Annotated in this window: 9 protein-coding genes, 1 tRNA gene, 3 rRNA genes and 1 riboswitch; of the genes, 11 read left to right on the top strand and 2 right to left on the bottom strand. The window is 36.3% G+C overall.

Going from position 1 to position 18159, the window contains the following annotated elements:
• The first annotated feature begins 143 nt into the window (after positions 1-143).
• The 10 genes from DMR38_RS07595 (at position 144) to DMR38_RS07640 (ending at position 12928) form a co-directional block, all read left to right on the top strand.
• On the top strand, positions 144-1127 hold the full coding sequence (locus DMR38_RS07595; RefSeq protein ID WP_127720720.1) for a MerR family transcriptional regulator: 984 nt from the start codon (positions 144-146) through the stop codon (positions 1125-1127).
• A gap of 24 nt (positions 1128-1151) precedes the next feature.
• Positions 1152-1265: riboswitch (FMN riboswitch) on the top strand.
• A 154-nt stretch (positions 1266-1419) separates the two neighbouring features.
• On the top strand, positions 1420-2943 hold the full coding sequence (locus tag DMR38_RS07600) for an FGGY family carbohydrate kinase (protein ID WP_127720721.1): 1524 nt from the start codon (positions 1420-1422) through the stop codon (positions 2941-2943).
• A gap of 300 nt (positions 2944-3243) precedes the next feature.
• Positions 3244-3319: transfer RNA gene (locus DMR38_RS07605), tRNA-Met, on the top strand.
• Positions 3320-3751: 432 nt separating this feature from the next.
• Positions 3752-5261, top strand: a 16S ribosomal RNA gene (locus DMR38_RS07610).
• A gap of 337 nt (positions 5262-5598) precedes the next feature.
• Positions 5599-8488: ribosomal RNA gene (locus tag DMR38_RS07615) — 23S ribosomal RNA — on the top strand.
• Positions 8489-8766: 278 nt separating this feature from the next.
• Positions 8767-8883, top strand: a 5S ribosomal RNA gene (gene rrf, locus DMR38_RS07620).
• Together the 16S, 23S and 5S rRNA genes with 1 tRNA gene alongside form the textbook arrangement of a ribosomal RNA operon.
• Before the next feature lie 199 nt (positions 8884-9082).
• The gene (locus DMR38_RS07625) at positions 9083-9910 is read left to right on the top strand and encodes a CPBP family intramembrane glutamic endopeptidase (RefSeq protein ID WP_127720722.1); all 828 of its coding nucleotides are present in this window, start codon (positions 9083-9085) and stop codon (positions 9908-9910) included.
• Between the two features lie 13 nt (positions 9911-9923).
• Positions 9924-10736 carry a CPBP family intramembrane glutamic endopeptidase gene (locus tag DMR38_RS07630; protein ID WP_127720723.1) on the top strand — a complete coding sequence of 271 codons (813 nt, stop codon included), beginning with the start codon at positions 9924-9926 and terminating at the stop codon, positions 10734-10736.
• A gap of 21 nt (positions 10737-10757) precedes the next feature.
• A complete protein-coding gene (locus DMR38_RS07635; protein ID WP_127720724.1) occupies positions 10758-11453 on the top strand; it encodes a response regulator transcription factor in 696 nt (231 codons plus the stop codon).
• A 23-nt stretch (positions 11454-11476) separates the two neighbouring features.
• The gene (locus DMR38_RS07640; protein ID WP_127720725.1) at positions 11477-12928 is read left to right on the top strand and encodes a HAMP domain-containing sensor histidine kinase; all 1452 of its coding nucleotides are present in this window, start codon (positions 11477-11479) and stop codon (positions 12926-12928) included.
• 249 nt (positions 12929-13177) lie between these two features.
• Here the strand turns inward: DMR38_RS07640 and DMR38_RS07645 are convergent, their stop codons facing one another.
• Positions 13178-15154 (bottom strand): NAD(P)/FAD-dependent oxidoreductase, encoded by a 1977-nt coding sequence (locus DMR38_RS07645; RefSeq protein ID WP_127720726.1) that lies wholly within the window; start codon positions 15152-15154, stop codon positions 13178-13180.
• A 23-nt stretch (positions 15155-15177) separates the two neighbouring features.
• The gene (locus DMR38_RS07650; protein ID WP_127720727.1) at positions 15178-16326 is read right to left on the bottom strand and encodes an iron-containing alcohol dehydrogenase; all 1149 of its coding nucleotides are present in this window, start codon (positions 16324-16326) and stop codon (positions 15178-15180) included.
• A 227-nt stretch (positions 16327-16553) separates the two neighbouring features.
• On the opposite strand from DMR38_RS07650, the gene DMR38_RS07655 reads away from it, so the two are divergent.
• Positions 16554-18122, top strand: a complete 1569-nt coding sequence (locus DMR38_RS07655; protein ID WP_127720728.1) for a helix-turn-helix domain-containing protein — start codon at positions 16554-16556, stop codon at positions 18120-18122.
• Positions 18123-18159: the final 37 nt, after the last annotated feature.

Below are 18159 nucleotides of genomic sequence, written 5' to 3' on the forward strand. Positions count from 1 at the left end.
GATAAATTTTAGGGAGTAAAGTACTAATTATTTGAGAAGATGTACTTTATTCTTTTTTTACCTAAAAATATATTGACATGTACCTTAGGGATACCATTAATATAAAAGCAAGATTTATTGATATTGGTGGGAGGAAAATATATATGAATATAAAAATTGCAGCAGAGAAGACTGGACTTACTAAGAAGGCTATTAAATACTACGAAAGTGAAGGTTTGATTAATCCTTTAAAAAATGTTGAAAACAATTATAGGGAATATTCAGATGAGGATATTATTAGATTAAATTTAATAGGAGCACTTAGAACTTTAGATATACCAATAAAGGGCATAAACGATGTAATTGCAGGTAAAAAAGGACTGCAAGAAGCTTTAATGGATGCTTTAGAAAAAATAGATGAGAACATAAGTTATCTAGAAAAAAGTAAGTTGATCATATCAAGTCTTATGGAAAAGAATCCAGATGATTATAAGTATTCAGGAGAACAAATTAAAAAGCTGCGGGAAACGCTGGAACTGTCTAGAGATGATAAAAAAGAACTTATATCAAATAGTTTGCTTAGAATATTTCCGGGGAATTTTGGAAAAATGTTTGCCGTTATGTATGAGCCATTTTTAGAAGTTACAATTGATAATGATGAAAAGAAGAAAGTATGGTTAAAGCTTGTGGAATTTTTAGATTCTGCTGAGGAAGTAGATGAGAGTAACTATCCATTAGAAGAATTAGATAAGGTAGATGGTGATAATTTAGATGAACTAAAGAGAATCATGAGTAGTCAAGCAAAAAAGATATTGAACTATGACGATAGTGTTAAAAATACTACAGTAAATAATCAAATTGAATTTGTAAAATCTTTAAAGGAGGATGAGAAAGTAAAGTGCAGCTTTATTAGATGTATTGAACTTACAAAAAAGTATTGTAAGATAATTAAGCCGATTCAAGGAAAGTTTGAAAAATATCTAGTTGTACTTAATGAGGACTATAAAAAGTATAGAGAAAATGACACTAAGATGCTGCTTGATATTGAAAATGGAGTAAAAGGTAATATAGGATTTGGTATAAACGATTTACTAAAAAGTTTTAATGAAGAAAGTTATATGAACATTGACAGAGAAAAAGCACAATGATATATTAATGATAAAGTTATATAGAATATCCTTCGGGGTTGGGTGAAATTCCCTATCGGCGGTACAGCCCGCAAGCCATATGGCAGATTCGGTTAGATTCCGAAGCCGACAGTATAGTCTGGATGAAAGAAGGTGGATAAACAAGATGTATATGTTTATTATGTTTACAATCCCCTAGGAGAACCTAGGGGTTATTTTGCTTAAAATTAAACGTTAGATAGTATGATAAAGAAAAGAGGTGAATTTTAGGGGGAGATTGCAATTTTTATGTACCTCTCACTAAATATATAAAATGGAACATTATTATCTTGCTTTTGATGCAGGAACTCAAAGCGTAAAGGTTGCTGTATATGATAAAAATATGAAATGTGTAGCAAAATCGTCAAATAGAACAACTTTGAAATATCCTCATCCAGGATGGGTTGATATGGATGCAGATGAATATCTTTTACTTACAAAGCTTGGTATGAAACAGTGCGTAGAACAGTTAAAAAAACAAGAAATTGATCCTAGCTTAATTAAAGCAATTATGGGGGATGGAATTATTTGTGGAATTGTGGGTATAGACGAAAGTGGAAAGGCAATTACGCCTTATATAAACTATTTGGATTCAAGAACACAGAGAGATGCTGAAACTCTTAAGAAATTGAACCTTGATGTTTGGGGAAAGGAAACGGGAAATGCTGATCCAAGCTGTATGTTTCCAGCGCTGCATGCAAGGTGGATCTTAGCAAATAGTAAAGAATTTCAAAAAAGAGGCAAAAAGTTTGTCCATAATGCTCCTTATATCCTGATGAATCTTGCAGGTTTAGAAAGTAAGGATGCTTTTGTTGATTGGGGAACTATGTCAGGATGGGGCCTTGGATATTGTGTATATGAAAAGAAATGGTCTGATAAACAGCTTGATATATTAGGGATAGCTAAAAGCTATATGCCTAAGATTGTAAAGCCCTGGGATATTATTGGTACGTTATCGGAAAGTGCGGCAAAGGAAACGGGATGTCCTCATGGCATACCAATTTGTGCTGGTGCAGGTGATACAATGCAGTCCATGTTGGGAAGCGGAATTCTTGAAGCAAATAAGGCTGTAGATGTTTCAGGAACTTGTGCCATGTTTTGTGTCTCTACAAATGGGATTATTCCAGAGCTTAGTCAAAGGGGAAGTGAATTGATTTTTAACAGCGGCACTTTAGAAAATACATATTTTTACTGGGGATTTGTTAGAACTGGAGGCTTGGCACTGCGTTGGTTTAAGGATAACATTTGTCGAAAATCTGATGATGATAGCTATTATAAACTGCTTAGCAGAGGAGCAGAAAAGGTTGTGCCAGGATGTAATGGTGTGATTTTCTTACCATATTTAACTGGTGGATATGGTCAATTTTCAAAGATAAAAGGTTGTTTTTTGAACATGACCTTGGATACAGATCAATTTGTTTTATGGAGGTCTGTTTTGGAGGCCATTGCTTATGATTATATGGAAATTACAAATGATTATAGAAATGCTGGTATCAAAATAGACAGAATTACCATTACCGAGGGTGGAAGTAGAGATGATTTATGGAATCAAATTAAAGCAGATATTATGCAAAGTGAAACAATTACACTAGAAGTCTCGGGAGGTGCTGTACTTACAGATTGTATTATTGGTGCATATGCAGCAGGTGATATAGGGGACTTAAAGGAGGCACTTGTCAGCAATCTAAAAATTATCAATAAATATAGTCCAAATGCCAACAATTCAAATATATATAAGGAGCAGTATGTACTTAGAAAAAGTGTATTAAGTGGTATGGTTAGCAACATAAAGTTATAAAAAGGGGTTAGCAGTTAATTGCTAATTTCTTCTTCATAATGATACGACTGATACTAGTAGGCCGAAGATTTGATTAATATTAATTGAGAGGTAATACTTATTTTCAGCAAACTATGTCAGGCGTGTCACTATATCAATTATTGGGTATATAGAAGTATAATGAGGTATTTCTACAATATTGTATGGTAAACACCGAATATTGCTAATTGCTTATATCTGCATATATGATAAGATATCACTTGTCGCTTCGAGAAGCGGCCAGTACAACCAAGGATGGTTGTTAATATAAATGTATAATGACGCGGGGTGGAGCAGTTGGTAGCTCGTTGGGCTCATAACCCAAAGGTCGTAGGTTCAAGTCCTGCTCCCGCAACCAAGAGTATTACAGCAATTCAGTTTGCATAGTACTATATAAAAGCTATTAATTATATTACTAAAAGAATATATAATGTAATGAACAACCTGGAAATAAGTTACTAATTGACAGGTTGAAATAAAGATGATATACTATAAAAGCTGTCGAAGTGAGGCGGCAAAATGATCCTTGAAAATTAAACAGAGGAAGATATAAGTACAACTTATTTAGAATAAACCAGCAATTCTTTTGAGCTGCGAGAGCAGCTAAAAAAGTAATTTCGTAATTTAGTGTATTACATTTAGTAATATACTAAAATTGATAGTAACGAGTACAGCGAGGAAAATGCTGAACGAGGAGCGGAACTTACTAACGTAATTGAGCACCGGAGTGAAGTATTTGACGAAGCTGGGCGAAGTTAATATCAATTTTCTATAGAGCCATATAAACTTTTAAATTAAGAGTTTGATCCTGGCTCAGGACGAACGCTGGCGGCGTGCTTAACACATGCAAGTCGAGCGATGAAGCTCCTTCGGGAGTGGATTAGCGGCGGACGGGTGAGTAACACGTGGGTAACCTACCTCAAAGAGGGGGATAGCCTCCCGAAAGGGAGATTAATACCGCATAATAATCAATTTTCACATGGAAACTGATTTAAAGGAGTAATCCGCTTTGAGATGGACCCGCGGCGCATTAGCTAGTTGGTAGGATAACGGCCTACCAAGGCGACGATGCGTAGCCGACCTGAGAGGGTGATCGGCCACATTGGAACTGAGAGACGGTCCAGACTCCTACGGGAGGCAGCAGTGGGGAATATTGCACAATGGGCGAAAGCCTGATGCAGCAACGCCGCGTGAGTGAAGAAGGTTTTCGGATTGTAAAGCTCTGTCTTTGGGGACGATAATGACGGTACCCAAGGAGGAAGCCACGGCTAACTACGTGCCAGCAGCCGCGGTAATACGTAGGTGGCGAGCGTTGTCCGGAATTACTGGGCGTAAAGAGTGCGTAGGCGGATATTTAAGTGAGATGTGAAATACCCGGGCTTAACCCGGGCACTGCATTTCAAACTGGGTATCTGGAGTGCGGGAGAGGAGAATGGAATTCCTAGTGTAGCGGTGAAATGCGTAGAGATTAGGAAGAACACCAGTGGCGAAGGCGATTCTCTGGACCGTAACTGACGCTGAGGCACGAAAGCGTGGGTAGCAAACAGGATTAGATACCCTGGTAGTCCACGCCGTAAACGATGAGTACTAGGTGTAGGAGGTATCGACCCCTTCTGTGCCGCAGTAAACACAATAAGTACTCCGCCTGGGAAGTACGATCGCAAGATTAAAACTCAAAGGAATTGACGGGGGCCCGCACAAGCAGCGGAGCATGTGGTTTAATTCGAAGCAACGCGAAGAACCTTACCTGGACTTGACATACCCTGAATATCTTAGAGATAAGAGAAGCCCTTCGGGGCAGGGATACAGGTGGTGCATGGTTGTCGTCAGCTCGTGTCGTGAGATGTTAGGTTAAGTCCTGCAACGAGCGCAACCCCTGTTGTTAGTTGCTAACATTTAGTTGAGCACTCTAGCAAGACTGCCGCGGTTAACGCGGAGGAAGGTGGGGATGACGTCAAATCATCATGCCCCTTATGTCCAGGGCAACACACGTGCTACAATGGGCAGTACAGAGAGAAGCAAGACCGCAAGGTGGAGCAAACCTCAAAAACTGCCCCCAGTTCGGATTGCAGGCTGAAACTCGCCTGCATGAAGTTGGAGTTGCTAGTAATCGCGAATCAGAATGTCGCGGTGAATACGTTCCCGGGCCTTGTACACACCGCCCGTCACACCATGAGAGCTGGCAACACCCGAAGTCCGTAGTCTAACTTAGGAGGACGCGGCCGAAGGTGGGGTTAGTAATTGGGGTGAAGTCGTAACAAGGTAGCCGTAGGAGAACCTGCGGCTGGATCACCTCCTTTCTAGGGAGTCGAAAGATAGAGTATAATCTATCTTATAAATTGATGGTTTAAGTAAGTTAGAAAATCTACTCTGTTTAATTTTGAAGGATCATAGATTCTTCTTTCAATTTACAATGTAAATTGAAAAATTGTCCTTTGAAAATTGCACAGTAAATAAGAAATAAAGTAAAGCTAAGGTTATAATATAACCTTTGTAGATGATACAAAGAAAATTGGCAGTAACGAGTACAGCAAGGAAAAGACCGAATGAGGAGCGGAGTTTACTTATGTAAATGAGCACCGGAATGAGGTATTTGACGAAGCTGGACGAAGTTAATGACGATTTTCGATAATGAAAGGTCAAGCTACAAAGGGCGCATGGAGGATGCCTTGGCACCAGGAGCCTAAGAAGGACGCGATAAGCTGCGAAAAGCTCTGGGTAGGCGCAAATAGCCAGAGAACCAGAGATATCCGAATGGGGAAACCCACCTAGATAACACTAGGTACTGCAGACTGAATACATAGGTTTGTAGAGGCAAACCCGGGGAACTGAAACATCTAAGTACCCGGAGGAAGAGAAAGAAACATCGATTTTCTAAGTAGCGGCGAGCGAAAGGGAAAGAGCCCAAACCAGGAACTTGTTCCTGGGGTTGCGGATAGATTATAAATACTGTGAAGTGCTAATTGAAGAGAGCTGGAAGGCTCTGCCGGAGAAGGTAAAAGCCCTGTAAATGAAAGCAAAGAACAGTCAGATCTAATCCAGAGTACCACGAGACACGAGAAACCTTGTGGGAAACAGGGAGGACCACCTCCCAAGGCTAAATACTACCTGGTGACCGATAGAGAAGGAGTACCGTGAGGGAAAGGTGAAAAGAACCCCGGGAGGGGAGTGAAATAGAACCTGAAACCGTGTGTCCACAAACAGTCGAAGTACGTAAAGTACGACGGCGTGCTTTTTGTAGAACGAGCCAGCGAGTTACGATGTGCAGCAAGGTTAAGTACTTAAGGTACGGAGCCGGAGGGAAACCGAGTCTGAAAAGGGCGCGAAGTTGTATGTTGTAGACCCGAAACCGAGTGACCTATCCATGGCCAGGTTGAAGCGGAAGTAAAATTCCGTGGAGGACCGAACCACGTTGGTGTTGAAAAACCATGGGATGAGCTGTGGATAGCGGAGAAATTCCAATCGAACTCGGAGATAGCTGGTTCTCCTCGAAATAGCTTTAGGGCTAGCGTCGGAAATGAGTAATGGAGGTAGAGCACTGAATGGGGTAGGGGCTGACAACAGTTACTGAACCTTATCAAACTCCGAATGCCATATACTTGAATTCCGGCAGTCAGACTGCGAATGATAAGATCCGTGGTCAAAAGGGAAACAGCCCAGACCACCAGCTAAGGTCCCAAAGTGTAAGTTAAGTGGGAAAGGATGTGTGATTTCTAAGACAACTAGGATGTTGGCTCAGAAGCAGCCACTCATTTAAAGAGTGCGTAATAGCTCACTAGTCAAGAGATCATGCGCCGAAAATGTCCGGGGCTAAAACTTACCACCGAAGCTGTGGACTCGAAAGAGTGGTAGAGGAGCATCCTGTATGAGTAGAAGTCGTACCGGAAGGAACGGTGGATTGTACAGGAGAGAGAATGCTGGCATAAGTAGCGAGAAATAAGTGAGAATCTTATTGGTCGAAAACCTAAGGTTTCCTGGGGAAGGTTCGTCCGCCCAGGGTAAGTCGGGACCTAAGCCGAGGCCGAAAGGCGTAGGTGATGGACAATCGGTTGAAATTCCGATACCGCATAAAAGCGTTTGACAAAAGGGATGACGCAGGAGGATAAGGTGTGCATACAATTGGATGTATGTCTAAGCACCGAGTCAGGTATACCAGGAAAATCCGGTATATCAATGATGAGGTGTTATGGGGAACCCGTAAGGGGAAGTACCTGATTTCACGCTGCCAAGAAAAGTCTCTATGGAGTTTTTATGTGCCCGTACCGCAAACCGACACAGGTAGGTGAGGAGAGAATCCTAAGACCATCGGAAGAATTGTTGTTAAGGAACTAGGCAAATTAACCCCGTAACTTAGGGAGAAGGGGAGCCACGCAAGTGGCCGCAGAGAAAAGACTCAAGCAACTGTTTATCAAAAACACAGGTTTCTGCTAAAGCGAAAGCTGAAGTATAGGAGCTGACGCCTGCCCGGTGCTGGAAGGTTAAGGGGAAGACTAAGCGTAAGCGAAGGTCAGAACTTAAGCCCCAGTAAACGGCGGCCGTAACTATAACGGTCCTAAGGTAGCGAAATTCCTTGTCGGGTAAGTTCCGACCCGCACGAATGGCGTAATGATTTGAGCACTGTCTCGACAACAAATCCGGCGAAATTGAAGTGCAAGTGAAGATGCTTGCTACCCGCGATTGGACGGAAAGACCCCGTAGAGCTTTACTGCAGTTTAGCACTGAATTTCGGTATTGTCTGTACAGGATAGGTGGGAGACTAGGAAGTAGTGGCGCCAGCCATTACAGAGTCGATGTTGGGATACCACCCTGACAGTACTGGGATTCTAACCGGGCTCCATGAAACTGGAGACGGGACAATGTTAGGCGGGCAGTTTGACTGGGGCGGTCGCCTCCTAAAAAGTAACGGAGGCGTACAAAGGTTCCCTCAGAAGGGTTAGAAATTCTTCGAAGAGTGCAAAGGCAGAAGGGAGCTTGACTGCGACACAAACAAGTGGAGCAGGGACGAAAGTCGGGCTTAGTGATCCGGTGGTACCTCGTGGGAGGGCCATCGCTCAACGGATAAAAGCTACCTCGGGGATAACAGGCTGATCTCCCCCAAGAGTTCACATCGACGGGGAGGTTTGGCACCTCGATGTCGGCTCGTCGCATCCTGGGGCTGAAGTAGGTCCCAAGGGTTGGGCTGTTCGCCCATTAAAGCGGCACGCGAGCTGGGTTCAGAACGTCGTGAGACAGTTCGGTCCCTATCCGTCGCGGGCGCAGGAAATTTGAGAGGAGCTGTCCTTAGTACGAGAGGACCGGGATGGACCGACCGCTGGTGAACCAGTTGTTCCGCCAGGAGCATAGCTGGGTAGCCAAGTTGGGAAGGGATAAACGCTGAAAGCATCTAAGTGTGAAGCCCACCTCAAGATAAGATTTCCCATAGCGTAAGCTAGTAAGACCCCTCGAAGAACACGAGGAGATAGGTCAGAGGTGTAAGCAGGGTAACCTGTTAAGCTGACTGATACTAATAGGTCGAGGGCTTGACCAAATGAAAAGCGAAAGAAAAAAGTTTACTGTGCAATTTTGAGAGGACAGAGCAATTTGAACTCTTAAAAGTTAATATATAAGAAAATTGGTAGAAGCGAGCAGATTGAGGAAAGGTTTGAGCGAGGAGCAGAGTTTACTTGTGTAAATGAGCACCGCAGGGAAGACCTTGACGAAAATATGAGAAGCTTATAGCAATTTTTGATAATTTAATGAGACTCAATCAGCTAAAGCTGATGAGTACCGATTTATACCAAAATCAAAGATTTTGACAAATCGGTATCTGGTGGTAATGACGTGAAGGTAACACCCCTTTCCATACCGAACAGGAAGGTTAAGCTTCAGAGTGCCGATGGTACTGCAGGGGAGGCCCTGTGGGAGAATAGGTCGCTGCCAGGTAATCCTAAAAGAAACCATCACACTAAGGAATTAGTGTGATGGTTTCTTTTTTAATAAGGTGATGAAAAGATGAAGTGTTATTTAACGCCCCATCTTTTCATTTTAAAATTAAGGGAACTTTAAGGTTTCGTTAAGGGATATGAAAGTATACGTCTTTAAACTTAAATATGTAAAAATTAAATTTAAAGGTAGGATGTATATGGATAATTTTTTTAAAACTATGAAAATAAGAAAAGTGGTACTGATTTATGCTGCTGTAGTAATTTTTTTCTGTATAATTTCCGAGCTGAGTTTTGTAAAATCAACTGGAATATTAGATGAAAATTTATTTTTACTATTATGTAATTTAGGGGTTTTAGTATGGTTTGTGTTAGAATTGAGAAAAGTGTGCTGCGATGTTAAAAATAAAATATTTGATTTGAAAAGAGATTTAAATATCAAAGATATAACACTTAGTATTATAATAAATATTACTACAACTATCGGACTTTTTATAATTATAATTTATTCTTTAATTAGTTTGTCACCTTCAATGACGAAGGAAATGCTTGGAGAACTAAATAAAACTGACACAAGTTCCTTATACAGCATCATTATTAATGGTATTGCAGCATCATTTATAGCACCTGTAGTAGAAGAACTTATATTTAGAGGGGTTATACTCAACAGACTAAGAACAAAAATTGGAGTTATAAAAGCAGTGATACTGTCTTCCATTTTATTTGGAGCTATTCATTATGAAGTGGGAATGATATCTGCAGTTGTTTTTGGTATATGCATGTCACTTATATATTTGAAAACAAAAAATATATTTGTTACTATATCAATCCATGTTATAAATAATTTCATAGTTTCTGTTTTGCAAATTGTATCATTTTTTATTGATAATAATACAGCTAAACAGAGCATTACTTTAAACAGTTTTAATTCATTGTTGCTTGCGCTTGGAATTGCTTGCTTTGTTATAGGAACAGCTTTGAGTATTTATTTTGTTAAGACAAATTGGAATAAAGAAATTACAGCATAAAAGGAGAATGTTTATGGATTTTGAATTACTTAAAGGGACTAGGACAAGATATTTATTTTTAAAAATGCTTTGCATACTTGCGTTAGGTATAGGAATACTTGTAGTACTTGGGAAAATTTTTAAAGTACATTTGACAGATAGTTATATAGAAATTTGTGCACTTATAATAACAGTATTATGGTTTCTGATTACTTTAAAGTTTATGAAAAGTAATAATATAAATGTCTATGATTTTGTAAAGAAACCTTCTAAAAAAGGATTTTTATTAGAGCTTCCAGTGAATTTAATAATAACTTATATGGGAGGCATAGGATTTATTTTGATAATGTTGGTTTTAGTAAGTTATATAAACCCAACTATGTTAAGCAGTGTTCAGTCAAATTTGGTAAATAAATCTCCTAAAATAAATACAAATTTTATTATAGGAATTAGTTTCATGTCAACAGTTATTATAGTACCTATAGTAGAAGAATTTATTTTTAGAGGAGTACTTATGGGTAGGCTGTACAATAAATATGGAATGGGTAAATCAATATTGTTTTCTTCAGTTATTTTTTTCATTATGCATTTAAATATCAACCCTATGCTTTTACTTTTTGGAATAAGCTGTGCTCTTCTTGTATATAAGTATAAGTCGCTGGTCCCTTCAATTATACTACATATGTGTAATAATTTTATTACGTTTATAAATGGTTTGAAAAGCAGTGGAAGCGGAAATAATTTATTAAATGTTAATTCTAGCTTTATGATTGCAGGTATTATATTATTTATTATATATGTTTTATATTCTTATAGAAATTATAGAAAATGTAGAAAAGCATTTTAAAGGAAAGGAAAGCTTGTATATATGAAAAAAATTTTAATTGCTGATGATGAGCAAGAAATAATAGAACTGCTGACATTATATATTGAAAGGGAAAATTACGAAGTATTTGGAGCTTATGATGGATTTTCAGCACTGGATATTTTAAAAGAAGGAGCAATTGATATTGCAATAATTGATATAATGATGCCAAATATGGACGGATATCAGCTTATAAAAAAAATAAGAGAAAAATATAAAATCCCTGTAATTGTTATGTCAGCTAAAAGTGAAATAAGCGATAAGATATTAGGACTTGAACTTGGGGCAGATGATTATATAACTAAACCTTGTGATCCACTGGAAGTAATGGCAAGGGTAAAGGCACAGCTTAGAAGATGCTCTGAATTTAATTGTAATGAAGAAAAGCATACGGAAACTATAGTAGTTGGAGAGTTAAAACTCGATACTAATTCTTGTGTCATTTATAAAGGTGATAAACCTATATCAATTACATCCACAGAGTACAAGCTCTTGTTACTTTTAATGGGCAATCCTAAAAAAGTTTTTACTAAAAAGCAGATCTTTGAGTCTGTATGGAATGAACCCTTTTATGGTGATGACAATACAATAATGGTTCACATTAGCAAATTGCGAGATAAAATTGAAGAAGATTCCAAAAACCCAGTGTATTTAAAAACTATAAGGGGACTTGGATATAAATTTGAAAGTAAAAAGTAATCAGGGTATGGAGTGTATCATATATGTTTTTTGAAACATTAAAAAACCTAAGAAAAAGATTTAAGAGATTATATATTACTATGTTTAAAAATTATATTATATTTGTATTTTTAATGCTGCTTGTTTTATCAGGAACTATAGGTTTTATGATTTTTAGCATAGGAAAGATGGTTTCATCAGAAGACTACGTAAAAGATACTCAGAAATTTTTTATGGCATCGAAAATAGTAAAAAGTGATTATAAAAAAATTGATGCATCAAAAATTGTTGCATCAAAAGGTTGGGTTGAGATACTTAATTCAAATAAAAAGGTTATCTATGTTATAGGAACTAAAAAAGATAAGGTAACAAGTTATACTGAAAATGAACTTTTAAATTTTATGGATCTATCCTATAATAACTTAAAAAGTGGCACTTCTTATTTTTATTCTGTTACAGCTTTTAATAGTAATGGTCAAGATCTTTATTGCATTGTGAAAGTGCCTCCTGGAATAGTGACATTAAATGTGGACATAGCACCTTCCCCGGACAAGTATATTAAGAAAGCTGCAATTTATATATTGGTAGGCATATTTATAATTATAGTGTTTTTAATAGTATCCGTATTTTTATATGCTTATTTAACTACTAAAAAAGTAGTTATGCCATTAAAAAAAATATTGCAGGGTATAAAGAGAATGACTGAAGAAGATTATTCAACAAGGATTAATTTTAATGCAGAAAATGAATTTGGAGAAATAAGAGATGCTTTTAATTTTATGGCTGAAAAAATTGAAGCTTCAATATTTGAAAGAAGCAGGATGGAAAATTTGAAACAACAGCTTTTATCAGATATATCCCATGATTTAAAAACGCCATTAACTTCTATTATGGGGTATTCTAAGGCACTTAATGACGGTGTGGTAGAAAATGATAAAAAGATTAAACAGTATTTAAACATAATATACAATAAATCAAAGAGAACAGTTTCTCTAATTGAAAATCTTCATGAGTTTACAAAACTTGATAATAGCAAGTTTTTAATAAGCAAGGGAAAATACGACTTTTGTGAGTTTGTACGAGAAATAGTATCTGAATACTATAATGAATTTGAAGAAAAAAATTTTGAACTTGAAATAAATTTACCAGACAATGAAATTATATATGAATTTGATAAAATAGAGATGGAAAGGGCTATCTCAAATATTATATCTAATATATTAAAGTATAATGAAGCTGGGACAAAGGCAAAAATAGAGTTAACTTATGGCAATTCAAAAATACAACTTATAATTGCAGATGATGGAGTTGGTATTGATGAAAATCTAAAAAAATATATATTTGAACCTTTTGTAAGAGGAGACAAGTCAAGGTATACAAAAGGTGGTACGGGACTTGGACTTTCTATTGCAAATAAAATAGTACAAAAGCATGGAGGAACTTTGACTCTTGAAAAATGTAAGAAATATAAAACAGTATTTAGGTTAAAATTTTAAAAAGAGTGTGCTGCACTAAGAGCAAATTCTACAACATATTGTGTGTAAATTACTTAGTGCAGCAGTCCCATAGTATTTATCCGATCGCTACCATTGCTAACACTCCCATCTGCTATCAAAGTGGGGGATAAGCACTGCTACGCACCTGGATAAGTTCTTCTAAGGTTCAGCTGGAGAAAGTTATCCTTATAAGCAAACTCCATCTGAACCTAAGAATCACTTGATTTAGTAGCAATTCTAATACATTTATTAGTTTAATTTATAAGCTTCTGCAAATGCTGTAGATACTGCATTTGCAATCCTGCCAACTTGTGCAGTGTCACCAATTTTAATTACATTGTGGAAATTTGCATTTAATTTCTCTGCTAAAGTTTGATCAGCATGTACTCCTAAAGAAAGTACTACATATTCGACTGGAAGCTTCTCTTTTTCTCCATCTTTTTCTTCTAATATAACTGACTCGTCTGTAATATCTACTAATTTGTGAGATGGCATGAAAGAGGTGTTCATTTTTTCTAATCTGCCTTGTATATCAGTTAAGTTTTGCCAGCTAGCATCAGGACCAATTTTATCCATCATTTCTATAACGTATACTTTATTGTTCATTGTGCCTAATAATTCAGCTGTTTCAAGTCCAGTCATACCAGAACCTATAACTGCTACTTTTTTATTTGAAATTTTAACTTTTCCTGATAAAATATCAGAACTTGTACAAACATTTTTACCTTGTACACCAGGAATAGATTTAGGCACTATAGACGTGGAGCCTGTGCCTATAAACACTGCATATGGATTCAATTTTTTAATAGATTCTATTGTTGCTGGTGTATTTAAATGAACTTCAACACCTAATTTCTTTAATTGAATTTCAAAATATTTAATAAGCCAATTAATTTTTTCTTTGTGAGGTGGCTTGTTTGCTAAACATAATTGTCCGCCAAGTTCTGAATTTTTTTCAAACAATATTACTTTGAATTTACGTTCTGCTAGAACACGTGCTGCTTCCATTCCGGATGGACCTCCACCTATAACAACTACCATACGTCCATTTCCGTCTTGTCTGGAACTATTATAAAACCATTCACGAGCAGCTCTTGCATTAATTGCACAAGAAAATGGCTCACCTTTCATACCGTTAACTGCCATGGAATCCATGCAATTTAAACATGAAATACATCTTCGAATTTCATCTACTCTGCCTTCGGCAGTTTTCTTTACCCAATCGGGATCAGCAAGTAAGCCTCTGGCAATTGTTACGCAATCTACTTTTCCTTCTGAAATAATTTTTTCAGCGAAATCAGGATTACGGATGGTACCTACTCCAAATACAGGTACATCAACTGCTTTTTTAACAGCTTCTGCTAAATATATTTTCCATCCTTCTGGATAAGAAGTAGGTTCCCAAGCTTTATTCATTGTTTCATAAATTCCAGCAGATACGTTTATGGCATCCAATCCAAAAGGTACAAGATATTTACAGATTTCAACAGCTTCGTCTAACAATAATCCATCTTCCTTAATTGGAAATACAGAGTCTCTTAAAAATTCATCTGCAGAGATTCTCATAATTACTGGATATTCACGGCCAACTCGCTGGCGAATTCCCTGTATAATTTCTTTAATAATACGGGATCTATTTTCGGTACTTCCGCCGTATTCATCAGTTCGTTTGTTTGTAAATGGAGAAAGAAATTGATTTAGCATATATCCATGTGCTGCATGAAGTTCAACACCATCAATACCAGCTTTGTAACATCTTTCTGCTGCATTTATAAAATCTTGTACAAGACTCTTTACTTCTGCATTTGTCATTTCACGACAAGGTGCCTGAGTTAGCATACTTTTAATTCCGCTTGGAGAAATTGTTGGTTTTCCGCCAATTACTTCACATACAGTTTGACGTCCTGGATGATGTAATTGAATGAAGATAGCACCATCATAATAATGTACTGCATTTGCAAGTTTTCTAAGGCCTGGAATACATTCATCAGTAGCTGCAGAAGATTGGCGGGGCATCATAATTCCAGTATCGTTGTTTACTCGAGTGACTTCATTGATAATAAGTCCTACTCCACCCTTAGCTCGTTCAGCGTAGTATGCACATTCACATTCAGAAATTGTTGCATTTTCATTTGCAGTTGCTGATCCCATGGCTCCCATTACAACACGGTTTCGTATTTTTAAACTTCCAATATTTATTGGAGATAATAAATTTTCATAACTCATAAGTAAATCCTCCCATATTTTTTTTATTGATATGTGTCATAGATTTTTTCAAGCAACTTTGGAACCATTTCATCTGTTACAGGAACGCCAGCAAAATTACGTAAAGGCTCACTAAGTACATAATCTGTACAATTTAAAACATCTTCTTTTGTAAGTCCCAGCTCTTTACAAGAAGGAACTTTTAGTGATTTCATAAATTTACGAATACCATCTGCAACTGCTTTTCCAATTGCAACACCATCTTCACTCTCAACTATAATCCCCATGATTTTACCTACTTTTTTAATTTTTTTAGGAAATTTTGGAGCTGTTAATTCTATTACAGTAGGTGTTACTAATGCACAACCTATGCCATGTGGAATGTGAAAATTAGCTCCAAAGGAATGTGCAATAGCATGTCCAACATGAACTGTAGAATCATTGAAGGATTTACCTGCAAAATTGCTTGCTAAAGCCAAATTATCTCTAGCTTCATAATTACCTGGTTCTTTATATGCAACAGGAAGCCAATTTACAATTCTTTCAATTGCATCATAAGCAAGTAAATCAGAATGTGGATTTGGCTGCATGCTTGTTAAGGATTCAGTACAGTGTGAAAAAGCATCCATGCCTGTATAAACTGTTATGTCCTTTGGCAAGCTGAGAGTAAGTTCTGGATCTAAAATTGAAAAAGATGGTACAGAAAAGCATCCAACTTTTTCGTGATTTTTAGTATCTGTAATGACAGCTACAAAGGTACATTCTGAGCCAGTGCCTGGTGTGGTTGGTATTAAAATAAATTTTACTGGTGGATTTTTCATAGGTGCATGATGTATCATATCACTAACTGTGATTTCGTTTGCAGCAAAACAAGCTATTCCTTTTGCTGTGTCCAGCACACTTCCTCCACCTACACCGATAATACCATCTACGTGTTCTTTCTTTGCCATATTACCACCAGCTTCTACTGTGTAATCAGGCGCATCCATCTCTACACCATTAAATATGACAGTTTCTATATTTGCTTTTTTTAAGCTATCTATTGATTTTTGAGAATGTCCTAAAGCTTCGACTTGTTTATCTGTTACAATCATTACTTTTGTAAACCCTAATTCTTTTGCAATTTCTCCCGTTGAATTAATTGCACCAGCGCCGTAAGCGACTGTACATAGCTGACCATATCTTCTTATCATGTTTATCCCTCCAAGCAATTATTGTTATTTTTTTATCAACCTTAAGAAAATTATAACACTGTATATTTTCAATATCTTCGTCGAGGTTTGAGAATTTGAATTATATGATTTGTGATTTTTTACAAGTATGAATTGGATATTATTGCTTATGCAATTGTTTACTATGTTAATTTCTGCTATGATTAGATTAGTAAGATAGTTAATATTTCAACAAAGAAGGGATAATTATGTCTGTACAATTTTCTACAATTACTGGATTACTTGATAAATTCAGCATAAAAGTCCATCTTAAAGAAAATTGTGAATTGATAGGATTTCGATATTTAAATAAAGATGTTTCAGTATATCTTTCTGATTATTTGTATATAGGGAAAGTGTCCAACCTGGCAGAAATGCCTTCTTCTACTAGAGCAAACTATATGTTATATGAAGATATCCCATTATCTTCTTTATACAAGCAAGAAAGTACTTCTAATATCATTTTAGTTTCTAACAAGAGCGACATTACCTTTATCATAGACATCTTGCAGAACTTATTTGATATGGAGATTAGAATGGTTAATTTCACAAATAAATTGTTAGAACTTTGCCAAGAGGGTACAACTATCCAGCAGCTTTTGGACGTTGGGTATGAAACTTTAGGCAACCCTTTATTATTAGTGGATATTTCTCTTTGCTTTATGGCCCATGCTGGAGGAAATACTATAAAAAATGAACCACTGTGGGAATGGACACTTTCAAAAGGCTATGTAACTGAAGCGTATGTTAATTCAATTATGGAAAATAAAGTTGATAGAGATATAGAAAGTGAGCACAATGAAAATCCAGATTTAATTTTATGGGAATCCGGATTACTAAATCATAGACAATTGGTAGGAAGAGTCTTAAAAAATAAACAACCTTTAGCATATTTGAAAATGTTAGAATACAATAAGCCAATTACAAAATATGATGAACAAATGTTAATTACTCTTTGTAGATTTCTTTCTTTAACGATTAAGGGATTTAATGAAAGTTTTTCATCCACTAATCCTTTAGTGGATTCATTTATTACGGCACTGCTTAATCAAAAATTATATGACCATGATGCCATTAGTGAACGTGCAAGAGCATTCAATTTAAAACTTTATGATAATTTATATGTTATTGCCATTGAATTAAATGATATAAATAGAAATGATGATAAAATCTATTATTTGAAAAGAAAAATGCAAAATTATTTTAACAGAGATACAGTAATCATTTATGATAAATATATTGTGGTTTTACTGGATGTTAAAGGAGAAAATATATTTAATGAAAATGAACTGAACTTATTTGGCAAATTACTAGAGAAACACAATTGTAGGGCTGGTATCAGTAAGGTTTTTCATAATTTATATGATTTAGCAGAATATTATAAGCAAACTATTACTAGTTTATCAATTGGAAATCAAATACATAGTCCTGAGCGAATTTTAAATTATAATGACTTTATAGTAACGCATATGATTTTAAGTTTTGGAGATAAAGCACACCTTAAAATCCTTGTTCACCCAATTGTAAAACTTCTAATTCATATTGATGAGGAAAAGAACAGCGATTTTTTTAAAACATTGTGTGCTTATTTAAAACATAATCAGGATGTTACTTTAACTTCAAAAGCTCTTCACATTCATTATAATACTTTAAAATATAGAATTAAACGTATTATAGAGTTAACGAATATTGACTTTAATAATAGTGAACTGTTATTTGAGGTACAATTATCAGAAAAGGTTTTAAAATTAGTAAAACAAATAGGAATTGAAAAATAGAAGCTGATTTCACATCCCAGCTAGAACGCAGTGCTGG

Origin of the sequence: Clostridium sp. AWRP (genome assembly GCF_004006395.2) — a bacterium.
Classification (GTDB): Bacteria; Bacillota; Clostridia; order Clostridiales; family Clostridiaceae; genus Clostridium_B.

Coding starts and splice junctions, on each gene's coding strand:
- DMR38_RS07655 (WP_127720728.1), top strand. CDS start 16,554: ATGTCTGTACAATTTTCTACAATTACTGGATTACTTGATAAATTCAGC.
- DMR38_RS07635 (WP_127720724.1), top strand. CDS start 10,758: ATGAAAAAAATTTTAATTGCTGATGATGAGCAAGAAATAATAGAACTG.
- DMR38_RS07640 (WP_127720725.1), top strand. CDS start 11,477: ATGTTTTTTGAAACATTAAAAAACCTAAGAAAAAGATTTAAGAGATTA.
- DMR38_RS07630 (WP_127720723.1), top strand. CDS start 9,924: ATGGATTTTGAATTACTTAAAGGGACTAGGACAAGATATTTATTTTTA.
- DMR38_RS07600 (WP_127720721.1), top strand. CDS start 1,420: ATGGAACATTATTATCTTGCTTTTGATGCAGGAACTCAAAGCGTAAAG.
- DMR38_RS07650 (WP_127720727.1), bottom strand. CDS start 16,326: ATGATAAGAAGATATGGTCAGCTATGTACAGTCGCTTACGGCGCTGGT.
- DMR38_RS07645 (WP_127720726.1), bottom strand. CDS start 15,154: ATGAGTTATGAAAATTTATTATCTCCAATAAATATTGGAAGTTTAAAA.
- DMR38_RS07625 (WP_127720722.1), top strand. CDS start 9,083: ATGGATAATTTTTTTAAAACTATGAAAATAAGAAAAGTGGTACTGATT.
- DMR38_RS07595 (WP_127720720.1), top strand. CDS start 144: ATGAATATAAAAATTGCAGCAGAGAAGACTGGACTTACTAAGAAGGCT.